Source organism: Corynebacterium suedekumii (assembly GCF_030252185.1).
GTDB lineage: Bacteria > Actinomycetota > Actinomycetes > Mycobacteriales > Mycobacteriaceae > Corynebacterium > Corynebacterium suedekumii.
The window spans coordinates 254,551-279,681 of record NZ_CP126970.1 but is presented as its reverse complement, the minus strand read 5'-3'; the positions used below and the strand labels follow the sequence as shown (position 1 = coordinate 279,681).

The window sequence follows — 25,131 nt, the reverse complement described above, 5'->3', positions numbered from 1 at the left end:
TCCCTGCTGGTGGCGCTGTCCCGCCGGGCCGGCATCGTCAGTGCGAACAGCTGCAGAATACCTGCATACATCCCAGATTGTCAGGGCCCCGGAAGGCCCGCGTTACAGGAGGAACTTCATGTCCGATCGGATCGCCAACGCCCATCTTCGCGGCAAGGTCATGAGCGCCGATGAGGCTGCTCAGTTCATCGACAACGGTGACGTTGTGGGTATGTCCGGCTTCACCGGCGCCGCCTACCCGAAGGCCATCCCGACCGCGATCGCGAATCGCGCGAAGGAGGCGCAGGCCAAGGGTGACACCTACAAGGTGGACGTCCTCACCGGTGCGTCGACCGCCCCGGACTGTGACGGTGTCATGGCTGAGGCCGGTGCCATCAACTACCGCATGCCGTACCAGTCGGATCCGATCATGCGTAACTCCATCAACGCCGGCGAGATGAAGTACCAGGACATCCACCTGTCCCACTCCGGCCAGCAGGTTGAGCACGGCTTCTTCGGCAAGAACATCGACGTCGCGGTCGTCGAGGTCACCCGCATCACCGAGGAGGGTCACCTCATCCCGTCCTCCGGCGTGGGCAACAACGTCGATTACCTGGACAACGCACGCAAGATCATCATCGAGGTCAACGACTGGCAGTCCCTCGACCTCGAGGGAATGGCGGACATCTACCGCATCCAGCACCTGCCCAACCGCACCCCGATCCCGATCAGCAACACCGGTGACCGCATCGGCAACACTTACATCGACATCGACCTGGACAAGGTCGTCGCCGTCGTCGAGACCGACGCCCCGGACCGCAACGCCCCGTTCAAGCCGATCGATGACGTGTCCAAGAAGATCGCCGGTTACTTCCTTGACTTCCTCGAGGGCGAGGTCCAGGCCGGCCGTCTGGCGTACGACAACTACATCATGCAGTCCGGTGTGGGCAACGTCCCGAACGCCGTGATGGCGGGCCTGTTGGACTCCAAGTTCGAGAAGATCGAGGCCTACACCGAGGTCATCCAGGACGGCATGGTCGATCTCATCGACGCCGGCAAGATGACCGTCGCGTCCGCGACCTCCTTCTCCCTGTCCCCGGAGTACGCGGAGAAGATGAACGCGGAGGCCAAGCGCTACCGCGAGCACATCATCACCCGTCCGCTGCAGGTGTCCAACCACCCGGAGGTCATCCGTCGCGTGGGCCTGATCTCCTCGAACGGCATGATCGAGGCCGACATCTACGGCAACATCAACTCCACCCACGTGGCCGGCTCCCGCATCATGAACGGCATCGGCGGCTCGGGCGACTTCACCCGTAACGCCCGCATCTCCACGTTCATCTCCCCGTCGGACGCCAAGAGCGGCGACATCTCCGCGGTCGTCCCGTTCGCCTCCCACATCGACCACACCGAGCATGACGCCATGGTCGTCATCACCGAGTACGGTGTCGCCGACCTGCGTGGCCTGGCTCCGCGTGACCGCGTGGCCAAGATGATCGCCGTCGCGCACCCGGACTACCGTCCGCTGCTCGAGGAGTACGTCGAGCGCGCCAACGCCGGTAAGTTCCACCAGACTCCGCACGATCTGGCCACCGCGTTCGCGTTCCACCAGCGGTTCCTGGAGACCGGCTCGATGAAGAAGTAGCTCTTCGCTTATCGACGCATCGCCCCTCCCGCACCTCCGCGTGCAGGCGGGGCGTCTTGCGTGCCCCGGTTTCCGTTCGGTCGCGGGCGGGCACTACTATCTGACGCACGGGCCTCTAGCTCAGTTGGTAGAGCTACGGACTTTTAATCCGCAGGTCGTGGGTTCGAGTCCCACGGGGCCCACACATACCCCCGATCTTCATGGTGAAGAACGGGGGTGTTTTCTTGGTTCTGTTCTTCAGGCTCGCCGACACCCTCTGACCTGCGTCAGGGGCGACAAGAATCGGGTGCTGCCGGCGCTGCGTAGCCCGCCCTACAATCGCGGCATGCAGACACTCGGATTCATCGGAAGTGGAAACATGGGCTCGGCGATCGCGCGCCTCGCAGTTGGAGCGGGCATGGAGGTCATTGTGTCCAACTCCCGGGGGCCGGAATCGCTCGCGGATCTGGTGGCCGAACTCGGTCCCAGTGCCTCTGCCGGGACGGCGGAGGAGGCGATCCGAGACTCGGATGCCGTCGTGTTGTCCGTCCCGCTCCTTGCGGTGCGGGACATCCCGGTTGATCAGTTGGGGGAGAAGTTGATCCTCGACACCAGCAACTATTACCCGTACCGGGACGGTCGTGTCCCCGTGCTCGACGACAACTCGCTGACCACCGGCGAACTGGTGCGCAACTGGCTCGGTGGTGCCCGGGTGGTCAAGGCGTTCAGCAACATTCTCGCGCACCACATCCCGCAGCTCGCCCGGCCGGCTGGTGCGCCGGACCGCACGGCACTGCCCGTCGCGTCCGACGATCCCGCGGCCCGTCGGGAAGCGGCGGCGATCCTCGACCGGCTCGGCTTCGATGTCGTCGACGCAGGCGACCTTGCGGAGGCGTGGCGGTTTGAGCCGGAATCCGCTGGTTACACGCGGATCTACCTGGCGGATGAAAAGACCCCGGATGAGCAGCTGATGAGCTCCACCGCCGGCCCGACCTCCGTGGATCAGGTGAAGGCCCGGTTGGACTCCGCTGTCCGTGTGGAGACGTCGGAGCGAAAGTTCTGAGCGGAAAGGGACAGCGACGCGGCCCTGGGGCCTCCCACCGGTGGGAGGCCCCAGGGCCGCAGCTGTGCGGTGGTTACAACGCGCCGAAGATCTTGCCGATGGTACCCAGGATCGTCTCCACGATGGAGACGCTGAAGTCCAGGGCGTCCTGATCGAAATAGCCCGGGAAGGGGGCGGGTCCGGTGTCCATGGTTTCTCCTTATTCTGTCGCGGGGGCGGTCATGGTGATGATGGCCCCGGGGTCCTGATAGTCGGTCCAGGCGGTCAACGGGGCGACGCGCTCGCACTGGAGGACGCAGTTCTCGTCGACCTTGTTGGGGCGGCCGTCGCGACGGACGTCATTGGCGTTGTACACGGTGGGCACGCCCACGACCCGGTCTCCGGCCTGCAGGGAGGTCGGCAGGGTGAGGGGGAGCCTGATGTGGAGCCTGCCGTCGTCGGTGGCCCGGTAGGTCAGCCAGGTGTAGGTGCCTTTCGGGGTTCCGGAGTCTGCCTCGTGGAGGCGGACGCGCACGGTGTAGTACTGGCCGGGGGTGTAGCCGGATGCTTCGGCCACGAGCAGACCACGTGGCTGTTTCCGGCCGTCCAGGGGGCCGGGTCCGCTGGTGTCCATGAGGGTGACCTCGTGGTCGCCGTCGGCGGCGTCGGTGAAGCTGACGGAGTCGAAGGTTCCTTCCGCCCGGGCCGGGTTGACGGGGGACTCGATCACGGCGGTCGGATCCCACCAGGGGGAGGTGGAGGAGGTGCCGTTGTCGGCGGCTGCGGCCTGCGGTGAGCAGATGCCCGCGGCCACGACGACGGCCGCCAGCCCGGTGAGCAGCCGGGTCCGCTTCATCAGATCACCCCCGTGGCGAAGCCCAGCATCGTCTTGATTGCCTCGACCAGTGACGGGCCCACCTCATCGAACCAGTGGAGTCCGGGCATCGGGTCGTCGTAGGGGTCCTGGGGCAGGTCTGCGTGCGGGTTGGTGTCGGCGCCCATACTTACGCGAGCTTTCCGACGAGGCCGAGGATCGACTCGACGAGGCCCGTGGTGGAGCCGAGCCATCCGCCGACGGTCGTGGCGTCAACCTCGTCGAAGAAGGACTCGGAGGAGCGTTCGGAGTCGGAGGAACCGGTGGGGTCGACGGCGGAGCTCTCGTCAGAGGTCTCGGTGGTCGTGGTCGTCTCCGCGGTGGTGGCGGGTGCTGCTGCTGCGGCGCCCGCGGACGCGGTGACGGTCGCGGTGGCGAGCAGGCCGGCGGCAATGAGCTGACGGATCTTCATGGTGGTTCCTTTCGGGACGGGGACTCTGGGAACGGATTCTCGGCACGAATAAGTTGAAGCTAAGAGAATCCGAAGAAAAGGCTAAATCTATCCCTCCGTGCCCTCAATGGCTGAACGAAAATCAGATTCAGTAAGGGGGTGCCTGTTGTTTCATGTACCGAATGACCTGCGGCGGAGCACTGTTCGACGGTCGACGAAAGTACTGCTTCCCGTGGCTCCGGTGGCCGAGCCGCCGCCTGTGAAAACGCTGACCGGGGTGTCCGGCGGGGATACCTCAGACATCGCCGAGGGGAGCCGTGAGCGGTCCCCAGCGCTGAGCGGCTGTCCCGGTGGCTGGGTGGCGGGGGTCACGATAATTGACCAGTCGATCAGGGCCGCGCTGTTCGTTGTCCGTCCGGGGGTGGCCTCAGGGCCCCGGGGGACTACCCTCGGCGGCATGATCTTCCTCTATGACCGGGACTGCGGCTTCTGCCAGCGCAGCGCGGAGGCCCTGGTCCGTCTCGCGCCGGGCGTTGATGTGCGACCGGCCGGCCTGCGTCACCATGCGATCTTCCGGGCCGGCGGGGAGGACCATCTCGGGCACCGGGCGATCGGCCGGGCCCTGGCCACTGCCGGCAGGAACCTCCCGGTGCGTCTGCTCGGCCGGATCTTCGGGACACCGGTCCTCGATCCCGTCTTCAGTACGGCGTACCGACTCATCGCCGGGCAGCGACACCGGCTCTCCCGTCTCGTCGGTGAACCGGCCTGCAGGGTGCCCGGGCAGTGACATACTGACGTCCGTGAGCGAACAGATTACTGAGCACGAGAGCGTGCGGGTCCGGGGATCAGTTCCGGACGTTCCGCAGGAGACATGGTGGCACCGCATCTGGACGCCGTTCTGGATGATTCCGGCTGTGAGCGTGGTTGCGGCGCTCATCGCGGGTGTGGTCATCCCGACCCTGGAGGCGGACTCCGGTGAGGATCCGCTGCGTTTCGCCTTCGAGGGTGGCCCGGACGCCGCGCGTGAGGTGCTCGGGGTGATTGCGTCGGCGACGATCTCGGTGACGGGCCTGGTGTTCTCCAACACGCTGGTGGTCCTCCAGCTGGTCAACAGCTCGTTCAGCCCCCGCATGCTCGACGGGTTCCTCCGCAGCCGGATTGTCCAGGGAACGTTGGCCATCTTCCTGGCCACCTTCGTGTTCTCCCTCACGGTCACCCGTTACGTGTGGAATGACCGGGGCCAGGATGACGGCTTCGTGCCGCGGGTGTCCGTCACACTGGCCTTCGCGATGGTGCTGGGATGTCTGGGCTTCTTCCTCGCCTTCATCCGGCACATCATGTCCTCGATGAAGGTCGCGAACGCCGTCTCGGCGATCGGTGAGGAGACGTTGGCCCTGGCGAAGAGGATCTACTCCCCGTACTCCGGGGAACGGCAGACCCCGGGGCCGACGTGGTCCCCGGATCCCGGGGACGATCGTGTGGTTCAACTATCAGCGGGTGCTGGACTGGGCGGCGAACAATGAGGCCGTGGTGACCATTGACCGTTCGGTGGGGGAGTATGTCGTCGCCGGGCAGGACATCCTCCGGGTGTGGTGGGACGGTGAGCTCAGTGAGGAGGACCGCTCGCTGCTTATCGACGCCGTGGGGGTCCGGATGGAGCGCACCATGACGCAGGACGTGGGTTTCGGCCTGCGTCAGCTCGTCGACATCGCCGACCGTGCCCTGTCCCCGGGCACCAACGATCCGACCACCGCCGTCCAGGCGGTGCATGAACTCCACCGCGTCCTGCGGTACCTGGTCACCTGTAGCGACCCGAGCCCGTACATCGCCGACGATGACGCGACGGTCGACCGGGAGAGCTCGGTGCGGGTGGTCCACCGTCCGCAGGAGATCGCCACCCTGGTGGAGGAATCGATCGCGGAGGTCCATCACTATTCCGGCGGCTCGGCGCAGGTCCCGGAGGCGCTCCGGGCGATGGTGGACGATCTGCTGGTGGCGGGCGTCGAGAAGTACCGCCCCACCCTGGAGCGGTGCCGGGAGCTGGTGGCGGTGGAGCCGGAACCCGTCGGTTAGGGGAGGTCAGGACTTCACCATCTTCTGGATGGCCTTCATGGCCTCCGCGATCTTCTCGTCCGCGGCGTCCCCGCCCTCGGTGGCCGCGCCGGTGACGCAGTGGGAGATGTGGTCCTGCAGGAGTGCGAGGGCGACGTTCTCCAGGGCGGAGGTGACCGCGGAGACCTGGGTGAGGATGTCGATGCAGTACTGGTCCTCGTCGATCATCCGGTGGATGCCGCGGGTCTGCCCCTCGATGCGCTTGAGTCGGGCGAGATACTTCGCCTTGTTCTCGTTGTAGCCGTGGACGTCAGGCTCGTGGCAGGAGCAGGTGGAATGGTCGGCGGGGGAGTTCGTGGTCATGTGCTCACGGCCTTTCTGGTTCAACGCGTCTGTTCAGAATAGCGCCGGATGCAGCAGTTTTGTTCCCGCCCCCGCGTCAAGTATTGTTCAAGGGCAGTCATCAGTGGCCCGGAGTTCTCCGGATCATCGGCTGGCCCCCATCGTCTAGTGGCCTAGGACACCGCCCTTTCACGGCGGCGACACGGGTTCGAATCCCGTTGGGGGTACGAGGTTGACTCCTCAAGGTAAGGCCCTGTGGCGCAGTTGGTTAGCGCGCCGCCCTGTCACGGCGGAGGTCGCGGGTTCAAGTCCCGTCAGGGTCGCTCACATGAAGGCGTCGGTCCGGAATCTTTCCGGGTCGGCGCCTTTGTCGTCGCCGGCCCTCCGGGAGCGTGGGAGGGGCGCAAACAAGGGCGTGAAAACTCGCCGAAAATGGCGGTTGACCTCCCGATTTGTGGCATTAAAGAGCGTCTGTGTAGAGTGATATCTCGTGCAACGGGGCAGCCCACAGGGAAGCCCGGAAGCGCGAGAGAAATGAATAAGGCCCTGTGGCGCAGTTGGTTAGCGCGCCGCCCTGTCACGGCGGAGGTCGCGGGTTCAAGTCCCGTCAGGGTCGCAGAGATTGTCCGTCTGCGACAGTTTCCGGCCAGATAGCTCAGTCGGTAGAGCGTCCGCCTGAAAAGTGGAAGGTCGCCAGTTCGATCCTGGCTCTGGCCACACTCTCAATCCCCTGTCCGAGGTTCTCGGGCAGGGGATTTTGTGCATTCCGGGGTGGGGCTGAATATAGATCCTGCGCCGTCCCCGGTAATGCGGGCATACTTGTCGTCCAGAAGCCGACACACCTGAGGAGACACATGTCCGAGAGCAACCACACCATCAAGCACAACGAGGCGAAGCAGCGCTACGAAATCTCCGTCGACGGCCGGGAGGCGGGTTACTGCTCGTACGTCCCGCGTCCGGGCGGGGTCCTCGACTTCAACCACACCGTGGTGGATCAGGCCTTCCGCGGGCAGGGACTGTCCTCACCGTTGATCAGGGCGGCGCTTGACGACGCCCGCGCCAACGGCAGCAAGGTGATCCCCTCCTGCTCTGCGGTGCAGCACTTCATCGGCAAGAACGAGGAGTACGCCGACCTGGTCGCCTGACCCCGGATACGACGAAAGCTCCCCCGGTGGGGAGCTTTCGTGATTTTTCAGAGGAAGTAGTCCGGGTCGACGAGCTTGATCTTCTCGTCCTTGCCGCGGGGCCGGTTCTTCGCGGGGATGCCGGTGGCGATGTGGTCGGCCGGCACGTCCTTGGTCACCACCGCGTTCGCGCCGACAGCGGAGCCCGCGCCGATGGTGATGGGGCCCAGCACCTTGGCGCCGGCGCCGATGGTGACGTTGTCCTCGATGGTGGGGTGGCGCTTGGTCTGGGTGAGCACCTGACCGCCGAGGGTGACCCCGTGGTAGAGCATGACGCCGTCACCGATCTCGGCGGTCTCGCCGATGACGATGCCCATTCCGTGGTCGATGAAGAAGCGGCGGCCGATCGTCGCCCCCGGGTGGATCTCGATACCGGTGAAGAAGCGGTTGAGCTGCGCCAGGATGCGGGCCGGACCACGCAGCCCGCGGCCCCACAGCCAGTGGGAGACCCGGTGGGCCCAGATCGCGTGGAGCCCGGAGTAGACGAGGGCGTTCTCGAGGTCACCGCGGGCGGCGGGGTCGTGCTCGCGGGCGTTGCGCAGGTCTTCCCGGATTCTCTTCACGAGGCTGTACATGGCACCCGAGTGTAACAGCGGGGTCCCCGCCCACCGCGGTGCGCGGGGATTTACATGCGCGACGCCCGCCCCACCGTGAGGATGTGGCCTCGGTGGTGGAGCGGGCGTCGATAAGCAGGGGATTAGTCGCGGATGTCCTCGTAGAGGATGGTGGACACGTAACGCTCACCGAAGTCCGGGATGACCACGACGATGGTCTTGCCGTTGTTCTCCGGGCGGGCGGCCAGCTCGAGAGCGGCCTTGACGTTGGCGCCGGCGGAGATGCCGCCGAGGATGCCGTCCTTGACGGCGAGCTCGCGGGAGGTGGCCACGGCGTCCTCGTTGGAGACGGTGAGCACGTCATCGAGAACCTTGCGGTCGAGGACCTCCGGGATGAAGTTGGCGCCCAGGCCCTGGATCTTGTGCGGGCCGGCCTTGCCGGTGGTCAGCAGCGGGGAGGCCTCCGGCTCGACGGCGACGATCTGCACGTCGTCCTTGCGCTCCTTGAGCACCTGGCCCACACCGGAGATGGTGCCGCCGGTACCGACGCCGGCGACGAAGATGTCGATGGTGCCGTCGGTGTCGCGCCAGATCTCCTCCGCGGTGGTATCGCGGTGGATGCGCAGGTTGGCCTGGTTCGCGAACTGGCGGGCCAGGATGGCGTTCTCGCGCTCACCCACGATCTCGTTGGCCTTGTCCACCGCACCCTGCATGCCCGCGGCACCCGGGGTGAGGATGATCTCCGCACCGTAGGCGCGCAGCAGCACGCGACGCTCGGTGGACATGGTCTCCGGCATGGTGAGGACGACGTTGTAACCGCGGGCCGCGCCGACCAGCGCGAGGGCGATGCCGGTGTTACCGGAGGTGGCCTCGACGATGGTGCCGCCCGGCTTGAGGGAACCGTCGGCCTCGGCGGCGTCGACGATGGCCTTACCGATGCGGTCCTTGACGGAGTTCGCCGGGTTGGCGGACTCGACCTTGGCCAGGACGGTGGCGCCCAGGCCCTCGGTGATGCCGTTGAGGCGGACCAGGGGGGTGTTGCCGATGGTTTCCAGGATGTTGTTGTAGATGCCCATGACGGGACTCCTCACGTGTGATGGTTCGTTGCTTCCGTCCACCCTACACCACAGAACTAGACAGCACAGTCCATAGTGGATAGACCGGGTGGTGTGGACGGCTCGGGGCGGGGTGGGGGCGGTTACCCCTGGCTCCTGTACCCCGCCGGAACATCGGGTGGGGCCGGTTCCGGCGGGTTAGATTTCTGTCTACCCCCGGTGGCGCGTTATAATGCCCAATTGGATAAACAAGTGACCTCGTCAATGTGTACCTCGGGTACACCTGGACGGGTGTCCCCGCAGGAGGGTGACCACGATCATGGAATCTCAACGCATCAAGGATGATGACGAGGCTGTCCGCACCGCGCTGACGTCCCTGAAGACGGCGACGGGTATCCCGGTGACGATGTACGCCACGCTGTTGCCGGACAACCGACTGCAGATCACCCAGTGGGTCGGCCTGCGTACCCCCGCCCTGCAGAACCTCATCATCGAGGCCGGATCCGGCGTCGGCGGCCGCGTGGTGAGCACCCGCCGCCCCGTCGGTGTCTCCGACTACACCCGCGCGAGCACCATCTCCCACGAGAATGACCGCGCCATCCAGGACGAGGGGCTGCACTCCCTCGTGGCGGTGCCCGTGATCGTCAACCGGGAGATCCGCGGCGTCCTCTACGTCGGCGTCCACTCCCCGGTCCGCCTCGGCGACAAGGTCATCGAGGAGGTCACCATGACCGCACGGACCCTCGAGCAGGACCTCGCCGTCAACTCCGCTCTGCGACGCGCCGAGGGAGGCAAGGTCGGCGGCTCCAAGACCGGCCGCGTGATGAACGGCGCCGAATGGGAGCAGGTCCGCTCCACCCACTCCAAGCTGCGCATGCTGGCCAACCGGGTGGACGACGACAGCGTGCGTCGCGAGCTGGAGCAGCTGTGCGACCAGATGGTCAGCCCCGTCCGCGTCAAGCAGTCCACCAAGCTCTCCGCCCGCGAACTCGACGTGCTGTCCTGCGTCGCCCTCGGCCACACCAACGTCGAGGCTGCCGAGGAGATGGGCATCGGCGCGGAGACCGTGAAGTCCTACCTGCGCTCCGTCATGCGCAAACTCGGCGCCCACACCCGCTACGAGGCGGTCAACGCCGCCCGCCGCATCGGCGCCCTTCCCTGAGTCACCGCCCGGGAAAGGGGACTCCGCTACGCTCGGATGGCGTGAAGGATCGATTCGTAGTCTCCGGAGGAGCCCGCCTGCAGGGCGCCGTCAAAGTCAGCGGCGCAAAGAACAGCGTCCTCAAACTGATGGCCGCCGCCCTGCTCGCCGAAGGCACCACGACGCTGACCAACTGCCCCGAAATTCTCGACGTCCCACTCATGCGTGACGTCCTCGAAGGCCTCGGCTGCGAGGTGGAGATCAACGGCGAGACCGTCCGCATCACCACCCCCGCCGAACTCAAGCCCGACGCTGACTTCGAGGCCGTCCGGCAGTTCCGCGCCTCCGTCTGCGTCCTCGGACCTCTGACCTCCCGCTGCGGCCGGGCCGTCGTGGCACTACCGGGCGGTGACGCCATCGGGTCCCGTCCCCTCGACATGCACCAGTCCGGCCTGGAGAAGCTCGGCGCCACCACCCGCATCTCCCACGGTGCCGTCGTCGCCGAGGCCGACGGCCTCCGCGGTGCCCGGATCTCCCTCGACTTCCCCTCCGTCGGCGCCACGGAGAACATCCTCACGGCCGCGGTCCTCGCCGAGGGGCGGACCGTCCTCGACAACGCCGCCCGCGAACCCGAGATCATCGACCTCTGCGAGATGCTCAACTCCATGGGCGCGCGAGTCGACGGCGCCGGCACCTCCACCATCACCATCGACGGCGTGGACAAGCTCCACCCGACCGAGCACCGCGTCGTCGGGGACCGCATCGTCGCCGGCACCTGGGCCTACGCCGCCGCCATGACCCGCGGCGACGTCACCGTCGGCGGCATCGCCCCACGCCACCTCCACCTGGCACTGGAGAAGCTCAAGGTTGCCGGGGCCGACGTGGAGACCTTCGAGAACGGATTCCGCGTCCGCATGGCCCAGCGCCCCCTTGCGGTGGACTACCAGACCCTGCCCTTCCCCGGGTTCCCCACCGACCTGCAGCCCATGGCCATCGGCATCGCCGCCGTGGCCGAGGGCATGAGCGTGATCACCGAGAACGTCTTCGAGTCCCGCTTCCGCTTCGTCGACGAGATGCTCCGCCTCGGGGCGAACGCCTCGGTCGACGGGCACCACGTGGTCCTCCACGGCATCGAGCAGCTCTCCTCCACCGAGGTGTGGAGCTCCGACATCCGCGCCGGTGCAGGTCTCGTCCTCGCCGCCCTGGTCGCCGACGGTGACACCACCATCCACGATGTGCACCACATCGACCGCGGCTACCCGCACTTCGTCGAGCACCTGCAGCAGCTGGGCGCCACGATCACGCGTGTTTCTTAGCGGGTTGAAGGGGCGGGTTTTACGGCCTCTGACCTGGGGAGTTGTGTCGGTGTGGCGGGGTGTGTAACTTTATGTGAGTCAGCGCGACCGACAGCGCCCCGCAGAGATGCGAGCAGGCGAGAGGAAAACAGGCCCTGACGAAAAGTATCCCGCCAACGGATTGACCACAAACGCGTGGTTGGTGTCGTGGTGTGGTGATGTTGTGTGAGAACTCAATAGTGTGCCAATGTACTTTTGTTTTTTGATGATGATTGTGCTGGTCAACCCCCTGTAGCCGGTCTGATACTGGTTGTGGGTGGTGCGTGCCGGGTGGTACCTGATGTTCACTTGGAATGGGTGCCACTGTAAACAACGCGCCACACTGTGTGTGGTGAACTGTTTCGGGTGCGGATGCAGCATTGGTCTCATCTGTTTTTTGTCACCTGGTGTCTGCTAATCCCCGTCGGGACAGGCACCGGTGGCCGGATCACCAGCTGATCCGCTCATACTGCTGTTTGTGGTGTGGGTGGTGTGGTGGTTCGTGATTTTTCGGACAATTGATGAATCATTTTTGAATCGTCGGTTGTTTGTTTTTGGTTGGGTTTGGGCTTTTCACAGCCTTTTTCTTCTATCAGAAGTTTTTTGTGGAGAGTTTGATCCTGGCTCAGGACGAACGCTGGCGGCGTGCTTAACACATGCAAGTCGAACGGAAAGGCCTTCAGCTTGCTGGGGGTACTCGAGTGGCGAACGGGTGAGTAACACGTGGGTGATCTGCCCTGCACTTCGGGATAAGCCTGGGAAACTGGGTCTAATACCGGATAGGACCCTCCTTTAGTGTGGGGGGTGGAAAGTTTTTTCGGTGCAGGATGAGCCCGCGGCCTATCAGCTTGTTGGTGGGGTAATGGCCTACCAAGGCGTCGACGGGTAGCCGGCCTGAGAGGGTGGACGGCCACATTGGGACTGAGATACGGCCCAGACTCCTACGGGAGGCAGCAGTGGGGAATATTGCACAATGGGCGCAAGCCTGATGCAGCGACGCCGCGTGGGGGATGACGGCCTTCGGGTTGTAAACCTCTTTCGACAGGGACGAAGCTTTTTGTGACGGTACCTGTATAAGAAGCACCGGCTAACTACGTGCCAGCAGCCGCGGTAATACGTAGGGTGCGAGCGTTGTCCGGAATTACTGGGCGTAAAGAGCTCGTAGGTGGTTTGTCGCGTCGTCTGTGAAATTCCGGGGCTTAACTCCGGGCGTGCAGGCGATACGGGCAATACTTGAGTGCTGTAGGGGAGACTGGAATTCCTGGTGTAGCGGTGAAATGCGCAGATATCAGGAGGAACACCAATGGCGAAGGCAGGTCTCTGGGCAGTAACTGACGCTGAGGAGCGAAAGCATGGGTAGCGAACAGGATTAGATACCCTGGTAGTCCATGCCGTAAACGGTGGGCGCTAGGTGTAGGGGTCTTCCACGACTTCTGTGCCGTAGCTAACGCATTAAGCGCCCCGCCTGGGGAGTACGGCCGCAAGGCTAAAACTCAAAGGAATTGACGGGGGCCCGCACAAGCGGCGGAGCATGTGGATTAATTCGATGCAACGCGAAGAACCTTACCTGGGCTTGACATACACCGGACCGGGCCAGAGATGGTCTTTCCCTTGTGGCTGGTGTACAGGTGGTGCATGGTTGTCGTCAGCTCGTGTCGTGAGATGTTGGGTTAAGTCCCGCAACGAGCGCAACCCTTGTCTTATGTTGCCAGCACGTGATGGTGGGGACTCATGAGAGACTGCCGGGGTCAACTCGGAGGAAGGTGGGGATGACGTCAAATCATCATGCCCCTTATGTCCAGGGCTTCACACATGCTACAATGGTCGGTACAACGCGTCGCGACATCGTAAGGTGGAGCTAATCGCTGAAAGCCGGCCTCAGTTCGGATTGGGGTCTGCAACTCGACCCCATGAAGTCGGAGTCGCTAGTAATCGCAGATCAGCAACGCTGCGGTGAATACGTTCCCGGGCCTTGTACACACCGCCCGTCACGTCATGAAAGTTGGTAACACCCGAAGCCAGTGGCCCAACACTTTTGTGGGGGAGCTGTCGAAGGTGGGATCGGCGATTGGGACGAAGTCGTAACAAGGTAGCCGTACCGGAAGGTGCGGCTGGATCACCTCCTTTCTAAGGAGCATTAACAAAGTCCCGTACCGCAGTAGCGGTGTCCGGGCATTTCGCTGGTTGGTGGTCACGCGTGTTGACCCGCCGGCATCAATGAATCGGGTGGACGCGTACCGTGTGGGTGACCATATAAGCGCATGATCGGTTATCAGGAAACATCATCGTGCCCGTTGTGGTGGGTGGGGTGCGTTGGCATGCTTTTGGGTGTCTGGGGCAACATTGTTCCCGGTGATCATCCCTGAACCAGGTCACACGCGGTTGTGTGTGGTGTGGGTGGGGTGGTGTGTTGTGTGAGAACTGTATAGTGGACGCGAGCATCTTTATTTTTTGTTTTGTGAGTAAGTCATGTTCACCAGTCGCATCGTCGGGTTCCCTTTTTGTGGGGTCTGGTGGTGTGGTTGTTGTGTGTTTGTGTAAGGGCACATGGTGGATGCCTTGGCATACTGAGCCGATGAAGGACGTGAGAGACTGCGTTATGCCTCGGGGAGCTGTCAACTGAGCGTTGATCCGAGGATGTCCGAATGGGGAAACCCGGCCATCGTTATGGGTGGTCACCTTTCAGTGAATTCATAGCTGTTGTGGGGGTTGACGCGGGGAAGTGAAACATCTCAGTACCCGTAGGAGAAGAAAATAACAATGATTCCGCTAGTAGTGGCGAGCGAACGTGGATGAGGCTAAACCGTGTGTGTGTGATACCTGACAGGGGTTGCGCATGCGGTGTTGTGGGATGCAACGGCCTGGGTCTGTCAGCCTGGGGCGACCAGTTGAGTGTTTAGCGGAAGTGGTCTGGGATGGCCTGCCGGAGTAGGTGAGAGTCCTGTACGTGTAGGGCGCTTGCTGGTTGTTGTTGTTTTTCCCGAGTAGCAGCGGGCTCGTGAAATCTGCTGTGAATCTGCCGGGACCACCCGGTAAGCCTAAATACTCAGTGTGACCGATAGCGGATAGTACCGTGAGGGAATGGTGAAAAGTACCCCGGGAGGGGAGTGAAATAGTACCTGAAACCATGTGCTTACAATCCGTCAGAGCACCTCTTGTGTGTGATGGCGTGCCTTTTGAAGAATGAGCCTGCGAGTCAGCGGCATGTCGCGAGGTTAACCCGTGTGGGGTAGTCGTAGCGAAAGCGAATCCTAACGAGGGTGTTGTTAGTGGCATGTCCTGGACCCGAAGCGGAGTGATCTACCCATGGCCAGTGTGAAGCAGAGGTAAGACTCTGTGGAGGCGCGAACCCACTTAGGTTGAAAACTGAGGGGATGAGTTGTGGGTAGGGGTGAAAGGCCAATCAAACTCCGTGATAGCTGGTTCTCCCCGAAATGCATTTAGGTGCAGCGTTGTGTGGTGCTTGCCGGAGGTAGAGCTACTGGTTGGTTGAGCGGGACTACAATCTTAGCAATGTCAGCCAAACTCCGAATGCCGGTTTAAGTTAGCGCAGCAGTGAGACTGTGGGGGATAAGCTTCATAGTCGAGAGGGAAACAGCCCAGATCGCCGGCTAAGGCCCCTAAGCGTGTACTAAGTGGAAAAGGATGTGGGATCGCGAAGACAGCCAGGAGGTTGGCTTAGAAGCAGCCATCCTTGAAAGAGTGCGTAATAGCTCACTGGTCGAGTGGTTCTGCGCCGACAATGTAGTGGGGCTCAAGTACACCGCCGAAGCCGCGGCAACAATCCCGTTTGCGGGATGTTGGGTAGGGGAGCGTCGTGCACTGCTGTGAAGCCGTACCGTGAGGGGCGGTGGAGTGTGTGCGAGTGAGAATGCAGGCATGAGTAACGAATAGACAAGTGAGAATCTTGTCCGCCGGATGACTAAGGGTTCCTGGGTCAAGTTCGTCTTCCCAGGGTGAGTCGGGACCTAAGGCGAGGCCGACAGGCGTAGTCGATGGACAACGGGTTGATATTCCCGTACCCGTGTATGTGCGCCCATGTGTGAATCAGTGATACTAACCACCCACAATCACGATCACGGGAAGCTTTGCTTGTCGTGTTGTGTGCGTGCGTGGGGCCTGAACTGGTAGTAGCCAAGTGATGGGGTGACGCAGTGGGGTAGCCGAGCCATTTATTGGATTGTGGTGTAAGCGTGTAGCACGAGGGGAGAGGTAAATCCGCCCCTTGGATGTGTGAGACGTGATGCGTAGCCCTTTGGGGTGATGTCGGTGATCCCGTGCTGTCGAGAAAAGCCTCTAGCGATGTACATATATGGCCCGTACCCTAAACCGACACAGGTAGTCAGGTAGAGAATACTAAGGCGTTCGGGTGAACTGTGGTTAAGGAACTCGGCAAAATGCCCCCGTAACTTCGGGAGAAGGGGGGCCACTGTCGGTGACCCATCTTGCATGGTGAGCTGGTGGTGGTCGCAGAGAATAGAGGGAAGCGACTGTTTATTAAAAACACAGGTCCGTGCGAAGACGCTTAAGTCGATGTATACGGACTGACGCCTGCCCGGTGCTGGAAGGTTAAGAGGACCTGTTAGATCACTTCGGTGGTCGAAGCGGAGAATTTAAGCCCCAGTAAACGGCGGTGGTAACTATAACCATCCTAAGGTAGCGAAATTCCTTGTCGGGTAAGTTCCGACCTGCACGAATGGCGTAACGACTTCCCTGCTGTCTCAACCACAGGCCCGGTGAAATTGCAGTACGAGTAAAGATGCTCGTTACGCGCGGCAGGACGAAAAGACCCCGGGACCTTCACTATAGCTTGGTATTGGTGTTCGGTTCGGTTTGTGTAGGATAGGTGGGAGACTGTGATCACATGACGCTAGTTGTGTGGGAGTCGTTGTTGAAATACCACTCTGATCGGATTGGATACCTTAACCTTGGCCCATGATCTGGGTCGGGGACAGTGCCTGGTGGGTAGTTTAACTGGGGCGGTTGCCTCCTAAAGAGTAACGGAGGCGCCCAAAGGTTCCCTCAGCCTGGTTGGCAATCAGGTGGTGAGTGTAAGTGCACAAGGGAGCTTGACTGTGAGAGTGACAGCTCGAGCAGGGACGAAAGTCGGGACTAGTGATCCGGCACCTACTTGTGGAAGTGGTGTCGCTCAACGGATAAAAGGTACCCCGGGGATAACAGGCTGATCTTCCCCAAGAGTCCATATCGACGGGATGGTTTGGCACCTCGATGTCGGCTCGTCGCATCCTGGGGCTGGAGTAGGTCCCAAGGGTTGGGCTGTTCGCCCATTAAAGCGGCACGCGAGCTGGGTTTAGAACGTCGTGAGACAGTTCGGTCTCTATCCGCCGCGCGCGTAGAAACTTGTGGAAGGCTGTCCCTAGTACGAGAGGACCGGGACGGACGTACCTCTAGTGTGCCAGTTGTTCCGCCAGGGGCAGGGCTGGTTGGCTACGTACGGAAGGGATAACCGCTGAAAGCATCTAAGCGGGAAGCCTGTTTCGAGATGAGGTTTCTTTTGAGGTTCCCTGGAGATGACGGGGTTGATAGGCCGGATCTGGACGCACAGTAATGTGTGGAGGTGACCGGTACTAATTTACCGACGTAACACACACACTCTGTTGGGTTGGTGATGTGTTGCTTGCGTTTGTAACAAAACAAATTATTTGATCGCACCAGTGATGGTGTGGTTCGCGTCCACTATGCAGTGTCTGACACGACACACGCACCGGAACGGTACTGTTCCCGCATGTGTGTCGGTGGTTGATAGCGGCAGGGAAACGCCCGGTCCCTTTCCGAACCCGGAAGCTAAGCCTGTTCGCGCTGATGGTACTGCACCTGGGAGGGTGTGGGAGAGTAAGTTACCGCCGACCAAAAACTTAAGAATATAGAGAGAAGAGAGGTTCACTCCGTGATGGAGTGAACCTCTCTTTTCGCGATTCAGCGGCTAGTGGCAGACCGCGCCTTCGGCGGCGGAGTGCACGAGCTTTGCGTACTTCCCCAGGACACCGTGCAGGCGGGGATTGTCGGGGACCTGCCAGTCGGCCCGCCGGCGAATCATGTCGTCGTCCGGAATGTCGACGTCGATGGTGCGGGCTGCGATGTCGACCCGGATCGGGTCACCGTCCCGGACGAAGGCGATGGGTCCGCCGTCGACGGCCTCGGGGGCGACATGGCCGATGCACAGGCCCGTGGAGCCGCCGGAGAAGCGGCCGTCGGTGATGAGGAGGACATCCCTGCCGATTCCGGCGCCCTTGATCGCGCCGGTGATGGCGAGCATCTCCCGCATGCCCGGTCCGCCCTTGGGGCCTTCGTAGCGGATGATCACCACATCGCCCTTCTTCAGCTCACCGTTGAGGACCGCGTCCATGGCGGGCTTCTCCTGGTCGTAGACGCGGGCGGTGCCCTCGAAGGTCTCGGCGTCGAAGCCGGCGGTCTTGACCACGGCGCCGTCCGGGGCGAGGGATCCGTGGAGGATGCTCAGTCCACCGGTGGTGTGGATCGGGTTGTCCAGGGCCCGGAGGATGGTGCCGTCGGGGTCCGGTGGGTTGATGTCGGCGAGGTTCTCGGCGACGGTGCGGCCGGTGACGGTGAGGCAGTCACCGTTGATGAGATCGGCGTCGTAAAGCGCCCGCATGACGACGGGGATGCCCCCGACCTTGAACACGTCGTTCATGACGTAGCGGCCGAAGGGTTTGAGGTTGCCCAGGTGGGGGACGCGGTCGGAGACGGCGTTGAAGTCGGCGAGGGTGAGCTCGACGTCGGCTTCCCGGGCGATGGCGAGCAGGTGGAGGACGGCGTTGGTGGATCCGCCCAGGGCCATGACCACGGCGACGGCGTTGAGCAGGGATTCACGGGTGATGATGTCGCGGGCGGTGATGCCCTGCTGCAGGAGTCCGACGACCGCCTCGCCGGAGTGGCGGGCGTATTCGGTGCGGCTGCGGTGGATGGCCGGGGGAGCGGCGGAGCCGGGCAGGGACATACCCATGGCCTCAGCGGCGGACGCCATGGTGTTGGCGGTGTACATGCCGCCGCAGGCGCCCTCGCCGGGGCAGACGGCACGTTCGATGGCGTCGACGTCGGCCTCGCTCATGGTGCCGGCGCGGCAGGCGCCGACGGCCTCGAAGGCGTCGATGAGGGTGACCTCGCGTTCACTGCCGTCGGACATGGTGGCGGTGCCGGGCATGGTGGAGCCGTTGTAGAGGAAGACGCTGGACAGGTCGAGGCGGGCGGCGGCCATGAGCATGCCGGGGATGGATTTGTCGCAACCGGCGAGGAGGACGGAGCCGTCGAGACGTTCCGCGCTCATGACGGTCTCCACGGAATCGGTGATGACCTCGCGGGAGACCAGGGAGTAGTGCATGCCCTCGTGTCCCATGGAGATGCCGTCGGAGACGGAGATGGTGCCGAACTCCAGGGGGTAGCCGCCGGCGGCGTGGACGCCGTTCTTCGCGTGATCCGCCAGGGACCGCAGGGTGAGGTTGCACGGGGTGATCTCGTTCCATGAGGAGGCGACGCCGATCTGGGGTTTGGCCCAGTCCTCGTCACCCATGCCCACGGCGCGGAGCATGCCGCGGGCGGCGGTGCGTTCCAGGCCGTCGGTGACGTCCCGGGAACGGGGTTTGATGTCGGGGCGGTCGGTGCTGTCTGTGATGGGGGTCATCGGGGACATGGCCCAAGTCTAGGGAGATGCTGGGAATCCGGCCGACGGTTCGGACGTGGCGGTCAGGCCAGGTAGCGTGCCAGGTGGACCCTGTGCGCCACCTGCAGTTCACGGCAGGTGAATGTGGGGGAATCCCCCGATGTGCCCGGAGTGCCGGGCCGGTACCGTGGAAGTCTCATTCCATCCTGTCCAGTCATCCCTGTCCCTAGACCGTGTGAAGAAGGAAGTAACCCCGACCATGTCAGAGCGTGACCACACCCCCACGAACCTGCCCGAGGACCCGGCGACCCCGGCGACTCAGGACACGGCCGACACCACGGGCACGGCAGCCGTCCCGGAGACCACGGCCGGTGCCACCGCCGCCGGTGACACGGTCGAGGGCCCCCGCCACGCGGCACAGCCGGCGGACACGGATGCCGTGGACTCCGTCACGGGTAAGCACCGGGCGGCGGGCCCTGCGGGGGCCGCTGCCCGCGCGGTGGGCCTGTTCAAGCAGTACGGCGAGGGGGAGACCGCAGTGACCGCGCTGGATCACGTCGACGTGGAGTTCGCGCGGAACCAGTTCACCGCCATCATGGGCCCGTCGGGTTCGGGTAAGTCGACGCTCATGCACTGCATGGCCGGCCTGGATTCGGCCACCTCCGGTTCCGCGTACATCGGTGACACCGACCTGTCGGGCCTGCGGGACAAGGAGATGACGGCACTGCGGCGTGACCGGCTGGGCTTCATCTTCCAGTCCTTCAACCTCGTCCCCACGCTCACCGCAGCGGAGAACATCACCCTGCCGTCCGACATCGCCGGTGCGAAGGTGGACCAGGAGTGGTTCGAGGAGATCACCTCCCGGCTGGGGCTGACCAACCGTCTCACCCACCGTCCGGCGGAGCTGTCGGGTGGTCAGCAGCAGCGTGTCGCGTGTGCGCGTGCGCTGGTGTCGCGTCCGGAGATCATCTTCGGTGATGAGCCGACGGGCAACCTCGACTCGAACTCCTCCCGGGAGGTGCTGGACATCCTCCGCACGGCGGTGGACCAGGATGACCAGACGGTGGTGATCGTCACCCACGACGCGAAGGCCGCCTCCTATGCGGACCGGGTCGTGTTCCTGGCGGACGGTCGGCTGATCAACGAGATCCTCGACCCGACCATCGACGAAATTCTGGCCACCATGGCCGGCATCGAGAGCTAGGCGCCCGATGGCAACCGGAAACACCATGAGCAGGGTCAGCCTGCGCAACATCGCCGCCCATAAGCTCCGTCTGGCGCTCACGGTCCTCGCCGTGGTGCTGGGTACGGCGTTCATCTCGGGCGCGTTCATGTTCACCAACTCGTTGGACGCGACGTTCAAGTCGGCGGTCAACAACGCCTACGAGGGGGTCGACGCGGTCGTCTCGCCCGCCGAGGACGCCCCGGGCATCACCCCGCAGACCCGTGAGCAAATCGCGGCGGATGAGCGGGTGGGCAACGTCAACCTCACCGCATCGACGACCGTCGTGCTGGCCACCTCGGACGAGGAGCCGATCCAGACCGGCGGTGGCACGTCCTCGATGGGCATCTGGTACGACCCCGAGGACCGGGTCGGTCAGCCCACGGAGCTGGTCGAAGGGCAGGCCCCGGTCGGGGACAGTGAGATCGTGGTCAATCAGGCCGGTGCCGAGAAGTTCGGTATCTCGGTGGGTGATGAGCTTCTCGTCGTCGACCCGCAGGCCCGTCACACCATGACGGTGACCGGCTTCTACGACAACGAGCTCGACCAGGGGCAGTCCGTCATGGCCGCGATGGAGGAGCAGGCCTACCAGGACCGGTACGCCACCGGGGATCTGGCGGGCCAGCTCACCGTCTCCGCCGCCGACGGCACCGCGGACACGGAACTGGTCGACCATCTCAGCCAGTCCGTCGAGGGCGTCGAGGTGGAGACCGGTGAGGCCCTGGCCGAGGAGGTGACCCGGCTGATGTCGCAGGCGTTGAGCTTCGTCAACTACTTCCTCGTCGCCTTCGGCCTGGTCGCCCTGCTGGTGGGCACGTTCCTCATCGCCAACACCTTCTCCATGATCGTCGCGCAGCGCACCAAGGAGTTCGCGCTGCTGCGTGCCCTGGGTGCCTCGCGTCAGCAGATCACCCGCTCCGTGGTGTTCGAGGCGTTCCTCGTCGGTCTCGTCGGCTCCGCCCTCGGCGTCCTCGCCGGCATGGGCCTGGTGGCGGGCATCAAGGCGTTCATGGCCAGCCAGGGTCTGGCGTTGCCGGACGCGGGTCTCGGCTTGTCGACGACCGCGGTGCTCGTCCCCATCGTCCTCGGCACCGTGGTGACGGTGGTCTCCGCATGGATGCCGGCCCGCCGGGCCGGGGCGATCCGTCCGGTGGAGGCGATGCGGTCGACCGAGGCCTCCAGCGAACAGTCGCTGGTGGGCCGCACCATCGTCGGCGCGGTCCTCATGGCGGTCGGCATCGTCGCGGCCGTCGCGGGCGTGCTGCTCACCGACTCGTCCACCTCCACCCGTGCCGTCCTCGTGGGCATCGGCGCGTTCGGTGTCATCGTCGGTTTCTTCTTCGCCGGCCCGGCCCTATCGCTGCCGATCGTGCCCACGCTCGGCCGGATCATCGGACTGCCCTTCGGGGCGGTGGGCAGGCTCGCGTCGACCAACTCCCGGCGCAACCCGCGCCGCACCTCCGCCACCGCCTTCGCCCTGACCCTCGGCATCGCCCTGGTCACCGCGATCGGCATGCTCGGTGACACGATGAAGGCCTCCATCTCGGACGTGGTGGAGAACAGCATCACCGCGGACTACATCCTCTCCGGCCCGACCGACGCGAACTTCCCCACCCCGGCGGAGGTGCCACAGGTCGCCCGTGACACCGACGGCGTCGGCCAGGTGGTCACCATCTCGACCGCCCCGGTCTACGCCGACGGCAAGGCCTCCACCCAGTTCGGCCCGCAGGGCCAGTCGATGCTGCTCGACGGTAATCTCTCCGATCTCGCGGTCGGCGAGATCACCGACGGTACGACCGACCTCGACGAGACTCCGGGTGTCATCGCCTCTTCCGACTTCGCCGAGAAGAACGGCTGGGAGGTCGGTCAGACGATGGAGCTCACGGCCCCGGGGATCACCGAGAACACCGCCGAGGCCGAGCTGGTGGGCATCTTCGAGCCCAACAATGTCGTGGCCAACATGGCCATCACCACCGACCTGGTCCGGGACCTGGTCCCGCCAGATGCCCTGACGGTGACCATGGTCGGTGTCAACGGGGACGGCTCGGTGGATGACCAGCAGCTGCGCACCAACCTCGAGGAGGCCGTCAAGGGCTTCATCGTGGTGCAGGTGATGAGCACGGAGGAGATGGCGGGCCAGGCGGGCCAGTCCATCGACCAGATGCTCAACATCCTCTATGCGCTGCTGGCGCTGGCGGTGATCATCGCGATCCTCGGTATCGTCAACACGCTCACCCTCGGAGTCATCGAGCGCCGCCAGGAGATCGGTATGCTCCGCGCCGTCGGTTCGCAGCGTCGCCAGATCCGCACGATGATCACGCTCGAGGCGGTCCAGATCGCCATCTTCGGCGCGGTCATGGGCATGCTCATCGGCCTGGGCCTGGGCTGGGCGTTCCTCGAGGTGCTCAAGGACCAGGGCCTGGACACCCTCTCGGTGCCGTGGGGCATGCTCGCCTGGATGCTCCTGGGCTCAGCGGTGGTCGGTGTCTTCGCCGCCATCTGGCCGGCCAACCGGGCGGCGAAGACCCCGCCCCTGGACGCGATCTCAGACTAGGAGACCGCCCAGCCAGATCCCGGCGAGACCGGCCAGCAGCGTCGCTGTCGCGTACCCCACCACGGTGCGCCAGCGGCGCTGTCGCACGTTCTGGCCCAGTTCCCGAGCCAGGGTGGACCAGGTGGACAGGGCGCCGGCGACCCCGGTGCCCCACAGCAGCGCCAGCGGCTCCCGCGTGCCGACGACCGCCCCCATCACCACACACGCGATCACGTTCGCACCCCACGTCCCCCACCGCCCACCGGGTCGGCGGGACAGGGCCCACCGGCCCACGCCGCCGAGGAATCCACCGACAACTGTGGCGAGGACGGCCAGAATCGCGGTCACCGCCGGACCCCGTCCCCGAGCAGCCAGCCGCCGACACAGCCGAGGACGGTGAGGGCGGCGTAGCCGGCAGCGGCGGTGGGGGAGGAGCCGAGGGTGAGCAGGGCGAACGTCGAGAAGCTCGTGAATCCCCCGAGGACGCCCGTCCCCCAGAACGGGCCCGGCCGCAGTGCCCCCATGAGAAAGGAGCCGAGGATGTTGACCGCCAGCAGCGGCCACATCCCGGCTCCCAGAATCATGTCCGCGGCGTAGCGGGCCAGTGCGCCGCAGGCGGCACCGGCCCCGACGAGCAGCGGTTCCTTCACTTACTTCCAGTCGCTGCCCTGGGCGCGGAGGAAGGCACCGACCTCCTCCGGGGAGGCCCGCAGCTTCGGGTCGAACTTGAGGTACGCGCGGGTCTCGCGGGCGACCAGGCCGGAGAGGATGAGCAGGCCGATGAGGTTCGGCAGGGCCATGAGGCCGTTGGCCAGGTCGGAGAAGGACCAGACCAGCTCCAGCTCGACGGTGGCGCCGATAAACGCGACCGCGGTGAAGACCATGCGGTAAGGGACCGTGCCGATGCGGCCGATGAGCGACTCGAGGGAACGCTCACCGTAGTAGGACCAGCCGAGGATGGTGGAGAACGCGAAGAAGATGATCGACAGGGAGACGATGACCCCGCCCCACTCACCCGGCAGGGCGACGGAGAAGGCGTCCGCGGTCATGACACCGGCGGTCTCGCGGCCCTGGTCCCACACGCCGGTGGTGACGATGACCAGGCCGGTGATGGAGACGACGATGAGCGTGTCGATGAAGGTCTGGGTCATGGACACCAGGCCCTGACGCACCGGGTGGGAGGTCTTCGCCGCGGCGGCGGCGATGGCGGCCGAACCCATGCCCGACTCGTTGGAGAAGATGCCGCGGGCGACACCGAACTGGATGGCCAGCATGATGCCGGCGCCGACGAAACCACCGGTGGCGGCGGTACCGGTGAAGGCGTCGGTGAAGATGAGGCCCAGGGCCGCGGGGATGGAGCTCGCCTGCAGGATGAGGACGATGATGCCGCCGACGACGTAGATGACGATCATCATGGGCACGAACGCGGCGGTGATCCGGCCGATCGCCTGGATGCCGCCGAGGAGGACCGCGCCGAGCAGGATGAACATGATGACACCGGAGGCCATCGGGTCGAGGCCGAATGTGGACTCCAGGTTGGTGGCCACGGCGTTGGCCTGCGTGAGGTTGCCGATGCCGAAGGAGGCGATCACGGCGAAGATGGCGAACGCGAAGGCCAGGACCTTGCCCACCGGGCCCTGAATGCCCCGCTTGAGGTAGTACTGCGGGCCACCGGAGATCTCCCCCTTGGCGTCCGTGGTGCGGAACCGCACACCGAGGAACGCCTCGGTGTACTTCGAGGCCATGCCCACCAGGCCGGTCACCCAGATCCAGAACAGGGCGCCCGGGCCGCCGACGGAGATGGCGGTGGCCACACCGACGATGTTGCCCACGCCGACCGTCGCGGCCAGGGCGGTGGTCAGCGCCTGGTAGTTGGAGATGTCACCCTTGCCGTCGGCGTCCGAGTTGTCGATGAGGCCGTGGCGCAGGGCGCGCCCCAGGGTGCGGAACTGGAGACCGCCGAGGCGGATGGTCAGGTAGAGGCCGGTGCCGAGCAGCAGCGGGATGAGGACGAAAGGTCCCCACACGACTCCGCCGATCGTGTCGAGGGCATTCTGTAGCGATTCCATGCTGGGGAAATTACTTCACCGTGGGCCAGATCACCATGGGATTTCTATGAACCGACAAAAAGTTGGCGGCACCTGCCCCCTGGCGGGGGTGATCAA

The 25,131-nt window shown here is 64.3% G+C and carries 18 protein-coding genes, 5 tRNA genes, 3 rRNA genes and 1 pseudogene; 17 read left to right on the top strand and 10 right to left on the bottom strand.

The genetic code is table 11. The features are described 5' to 3' along the window. Positions 1–118 precede the first annotated feature (118 nt). The 3 genes from scpC (at position 119) to QP029_RS01375 (ending at position 2,666) form a co-directional block, all read left to right on the top strand. Positions 119–1,624, top strand: coding sequence for a succinyl-CoA:acetate CoA-transferase ScpC (gene scpC / locus QP029_RS01385; RefSeq protein ID WP_284875122.1), 1,506 nt, complete (start codon positions 119–121; stop codon positions 1,622–1,624). Between the two features lie 109 nt (positions 1,625–1,733). Next, a tRNA-Lys gene (locus QP029_RS01380) sits at positions 1,734–1,806 on the top strand. 143 nt (positions 1,807–1,949) lie between these two features. Then, positions 1,950–2,666 carry an NADPH-dependent F420 reductase gene (locus tag QP029_RS01375; protein ID WP_284875121.1) on the top strand — a complete coding sequence of 239 codons (717 nt, stop codon included), beginning with the start codon at positions 1,950–1,952 and terminating at the stop codon, positions 2,664–2,666. A gap of 199 nt (positions 2,667–2,865) precedes the next feature. Here the strand turns inward: QP029_RS01375 and QP029_RS01370 are convergent, their stop codons facing one another. Genes QP029_RS01370 through QP029_RS01360 form a run of 3 tightly spaced genes read right to left on the bottom strand, consistent with a single transcriptional unit; the run spans position 2,866 to position 3,931 of the window. Further along, positions 2,866–3,501 (bottom strand): hypothetical protein, encoded by a 636-nt coding sequence (locus QP029_RS01370; RefSeq protein WP_284875120.1) that lies wholly within the window; start codon positions 3,499–3,501, stop codon positions 2,866–2,868. Further along, complete coding sequence (locus QP029_RS01365) at positions 3,501–3,647, bottom strand: hypothetical protein (RefSeq protein WP_284875119.1); 147 nt, start codon at positions 3,645–3,647, stop codon at positions 3,501–3,503. The genes QP029_RS01370 and QP029_RS01365 overlap by 1 nt, the downstream gene beginning before the upstream one ends. Positions 3,648–3,649: 2 nt before the next feature. Beyond that, positions 3,650–3,931 (bottom strand): hypothetical protein, encoded by a 282-nt coding sequence (locus QP029_RS01360; protein WP_284875118.1) that lies wholly within the window; start codon positions 3,929–3,931, stop codon positions 3,650–3,652. Positions 3,932–4,367: 436 nt separating this feature from the next. Here QP029_RS01360 and QP029_RS01355 point away from each other — a divergent pair, with 436 nt between their 5' ends. Beyond that, complete coding sequence (locus QP029_RS01355; RefSeq protein ID WP_284875117.1) at positions 4,368–4,697, top strand: DCC1-like thiol-disulfide oxidoreductase family protein; 330 nt, start codon at positions 4,368–4,370, stop codon at positions 4,695–4,697. 1 nt (position 4,698) lies between these two features. Further along, positions 4,699–5,983 (top strand): annotated as a pseudogene (locus QP029_RS14240) (DUF2254 domain-containing protein). A gap of 6 nt (positions 5,984–5,989) precedes the next feature. Here the strand turns inward: QP029_RS14240 and QP029_RS01340 are convergent. Continuing rightward, complete coding sequence (locus QP029_RS01340; RefSeq protein ID WP_284875114.1) at positions 5,990–6,325, bottom strand: metal-sensitive transcriptional regulator; 336 nt, start codon at positions 6,323–6,325, stop codon at positions 5,990–5,992. 133 nt (positions 6,326–6,458) lie between these two features. Between QP029_RS01340 and QP029_RS01335 the strand changes: the two genes are divergently transcribed. The 5 genes from QP029_RS01335 (at position 6,459) to QP029_RS01315 (ending at position 7,449) form a co-directional block, all read left to right on the top strand. Beyond that, a tRNA-Glu gene (locus QP029_RS01335) sits at positions 6,459–6,531 on the top strand. A 22-nt stretch (positions 6,532–6,553) separates the two neighbouring features. After that, a tRNA-Asp gene (locus tag QP029_RS01330) sits at positions 6,554–6,627 on the top strand. A gap of 219 nt (positions 6,628–6,846) precedes the next feature. Next, a tRNA-Asp gene (locus QP029_RS01325) sits at positions 6,847–6,920 on the top strand. Positions 6,921–6,948: 28 nt separating this feature from the next. Then, a tRNA-Phe gene (locus QP029_RS01320) sits at positions 6,949–7,021 on the top strand. Between the two features lie 137 nt (positions 7,022–7,158). Continuing rightward, positions 7,159–7,449 (top strand): GNAT family N-acetyltransferase, encoded by a 291-nt coding sequence (locus QP029_RS01315; RefSeq protein ID WP_284875113.1) that lies wholly within the window; start codon positions 7,159–7,161, stop codon positions 7,447–7,449. A gap of 47 nt (positions 7,450–7,496) precedes the next feature. On the opposite strand, the gene epsC is transcribed toward QP029_RS01315, so the two are convergent. Further along, on the bottom strand, positions 7,497–8,063 hold the full coding sequence (gene epsC, locus QP029_RS01310) for a serine O-acetyltransferase EpsC (protein WP_284875112.1): 567 nt from the start codon (positions 8,061–8,063) through the stop codon (positions 7,497–7,499). 122 nt (positions 8,064–8,185) lie between these two features. Then, the gene (gene cysK, locus QP029_RS01305; protein ID WP_284875111.1) at positions 8,186–9,118 is read right to left on the bottom strand and encodes a cysteine synthase A; all 933 of its coding nucleotides are present in this window, start codon (positions 9,116–9,118) and stop codon (positions 8,186–8,188) included. A 298-nt stretch (positions 9,119–9,416) separates the two neighbouring features. Between cysK and ramA the strand changes: the two genes are divergently transcribed. The 5 genes from ramA (at position 9,417) to rrf (ending at position 17,442) form a co-directional block, all read left to right on the top strand. After that, on the top strand, positions 9,417–10,259 hold the full coding sequence (gene ramA / locus QP029_RS01300; protein WP_284876116.1) for an acetate metabolism transcriptional regulator RamA: 843 nt from the start codon (positions 9,417–9,419) through the stop codon (positions 10,257–10,259). Positions 10,260–10,300: 41 nt separating this feature from the next. Next, a complete protein-coding gene (gene murA, locus QP029_RS01295; RefSeq protein WP_284875110.1) occupies positions 10,301–11,554 on the top strand; it encodes a UDP-N-acetylglucosamine 1-carboxyvinyltransferase in 1,254 nt (417 codons plus the stop codon). Positions 11,555–12,174: 620 nt separating this feature from the next. Further along, positions 12,175–13,699, top strand: a 16S ribosomal RNA gene (locus QP029_RS01290). 399 nt (positions 13,700–14,098) lie between these two features. Next, a 23S ribosomal RNA gene (locus QP029_RS01285) occupies positions 14,099–17,185 on the top strand. A gap of 139 nt (positions 17,186–17,324) precedes the next feature. Next, positions 17,325–17,442 (top strand): 5S ribosomal RNA (gene rrf / locus QP029_RS01280). Together the 16S, 23S and 5S rRNA genes form the textbook arrangement of a ribosomal RNA operon. A 74-nt stretch (positions 17,443–17,516) precedes the next feature. Here the strand turns inward: rrf and ilvD are convergent. Beyond that, on the bottom strand, positions 17,517–19,232 hold the full coding sequence (gene ilvD, locus QP029_RS01275; protein WP_432418711.1) for a dihydroxy-acid dehydratase: 1,716 nt from the start codon (positions 19,230–19,232) through the stop codon (positions 17,517–17,519). A gap of 418 nt (positions 19,233–19,650) precedes the next feature. Here ilvD and QP029_RS01270 point away from each other — a divergent pair, with 418 nt between their 5' ends. Together QP029_RS01270 and QP029_RS01265 are read left to right on the top strand one after the other, a co-directional pair. Next, positions 19,651–20,415, top strand: coding sequence for an ABC transporter ATP-binding protein (locus tag QP029_RS01270; protein ID WP_284876114.1), 765 nt, complete (start codon positions 19,651–19,653; stop codon positions 20,413–20,415). 25 nt (positions 20,416–20,440) lie between these two features. Continuing rightward, a complete protein-coding gene (locus QP029_RS01265) occupies positions 20,441–22,987 on the top strand; it encodes an ABC transporter permease (protein ID WP_284875109.1) in 2,547 nt (848 codons plus the stop codon). Here the strand turns inward: QP029_RS01265 and QP029_RS01260 are convergent. The 3 genes from QP029_RS01260 to QP029_RS01250 are packed head-to-tail and all read right to left on the bottom strand — an operon-like array spanning position 22,979 to position 25,035. Next, complete coding sequence (locus tag QP029_RS01260) at positions 22,979–23,314, bottom strand: fluoride efflux transporter FluC (RefSeq protein WP_284875108.1); 336 nt, start codon at positions 23,312–23,314, stop codon at positions 22,979–22,981. The two genes, QP029_RS01265 and QP029_RS01260, sit on opposite strands and share 9 nt — an antisense overlap. Next, positions 23,311–23,616: a fluoride efflux transporter family protein gene (locus tag QP029_RS01255; protein WP_284875107.1), complete on the bottom strand. Its 306-nt coding sequence runs from the start codon at positions 23,614–23,616 to the stop codon at positions 23,311–23,313. The genes QP029_RS01260 and QP029_RS01255 overlap by 4 nt, the downstream gene beginning before the upstream one ends. Next, positions 23,617–25,035: an alanine/glycine:cation symporter family protein gene (locus tag QP029_RS01250; protein WP_284875106.1), complete on the bottom strand. Its 1,419-nt coding sequence runs from the start codon at positions 25,033–25,035 to the stop codon at positions 23,617–23,619. Positions 25,036–25,131: the final 96 nt, after the last annotated feature.

Bases quoted from the DNA above. Each gene is read 5' to 3' on its own strand.
- QP029_RS01315 (WP_284875113.1), top strand. From the start codon at position 7,159: ATGTCCGAGAGCAACCACACCATCAAGCACAACGAGGCGAAGCAGCGC.
- scpC (WP_284875122.1), top strand. From the start codon at position 119: ATGTCCGATCGGATCGCCAACGCCCATCTTCGCGGCAAGGTCATGAGC.
- cysK (WP_284875111.1), bottom strand. From the start codon at position 9,118: ATGGGCATCTACAACAACATCCTGGAAACCATCGGCAACACCCCCCTG.
- QP029_RS01365 (WP_284875119.1), bottom strand. From the start codon at position 3,647: ATGGGCGCCGACACCAACCCGCACGCAGACCTGCCCCAGGACCCCTAC.
- QP029_RS01340 (WP_284875114.1), bottom strand. From the start codon at position 6,325: ATGACCACGAACTCCCCCGCCGACCATTCCACCTGCTCCTGCCACGAG.
- QP029_RS01250 (WP_284875106.1), bottom strand. From the start codon at position 25,035: ATGGAATCGCTACAGAATGCCCTCGACACGATCGGCGGAGTCGTGTGG.
- QP029_RS01375 (WP_284875121.1), top strand. From the start codon at position 1,950: ATGCAGACACTCGGATTCATCGGAAGTGGAAACATGGGCTCGGCGATC.
- epsC (WP_284875112.1), bottom strand. From the start codon at position 8,063: ATGTACAGCCTCGTGAAGAGAATCCGGGAAGACCTGCGCAACGCCCGC.
- QP029_RS01370 (WP_284875120.1), bottom strand. From the start codon at position 3,501: ATGAAGCGGACCCGGCTGCTCACCGGGCTGGCGGCCGTCGTCGTGGCC.
- QP029_RS01265 (WP_284875109.1), top strand. From the start codon at position 20,441: ATGAGCAGGGTCAGCCTGCGCAACATCGCCGCCCATAAGCTCCGTCTG.
- QP029_RS01355 (WP_284875117.1), top strand. From the start codon at position 4,368: ATGATCTTCCTCTATGACCGGGACTGCGGCTTCTGCCAGCGCAGCGCG.
- ilvD (WP_432418711.1), bottom strand. From the start codon at position 19,232: ATGACCCCCATCACAGACAGCACCGACCGCCCCGACATCAAACCCCGT.
- ramA (WP_284876116.1), top strand. From the start codon at position 9,417: ATGGAATCTCAACGCATCAAGGATGATGACGAGGCTGTCCGCACCGCG.
- QP029_RS01360 (WP_284875118.1), bottom strand. From the start codon at position 3,931: ATGAAGATCCGTCAGCTCATTGCCGCCGGCCTGCTCGCCACCGCGACC.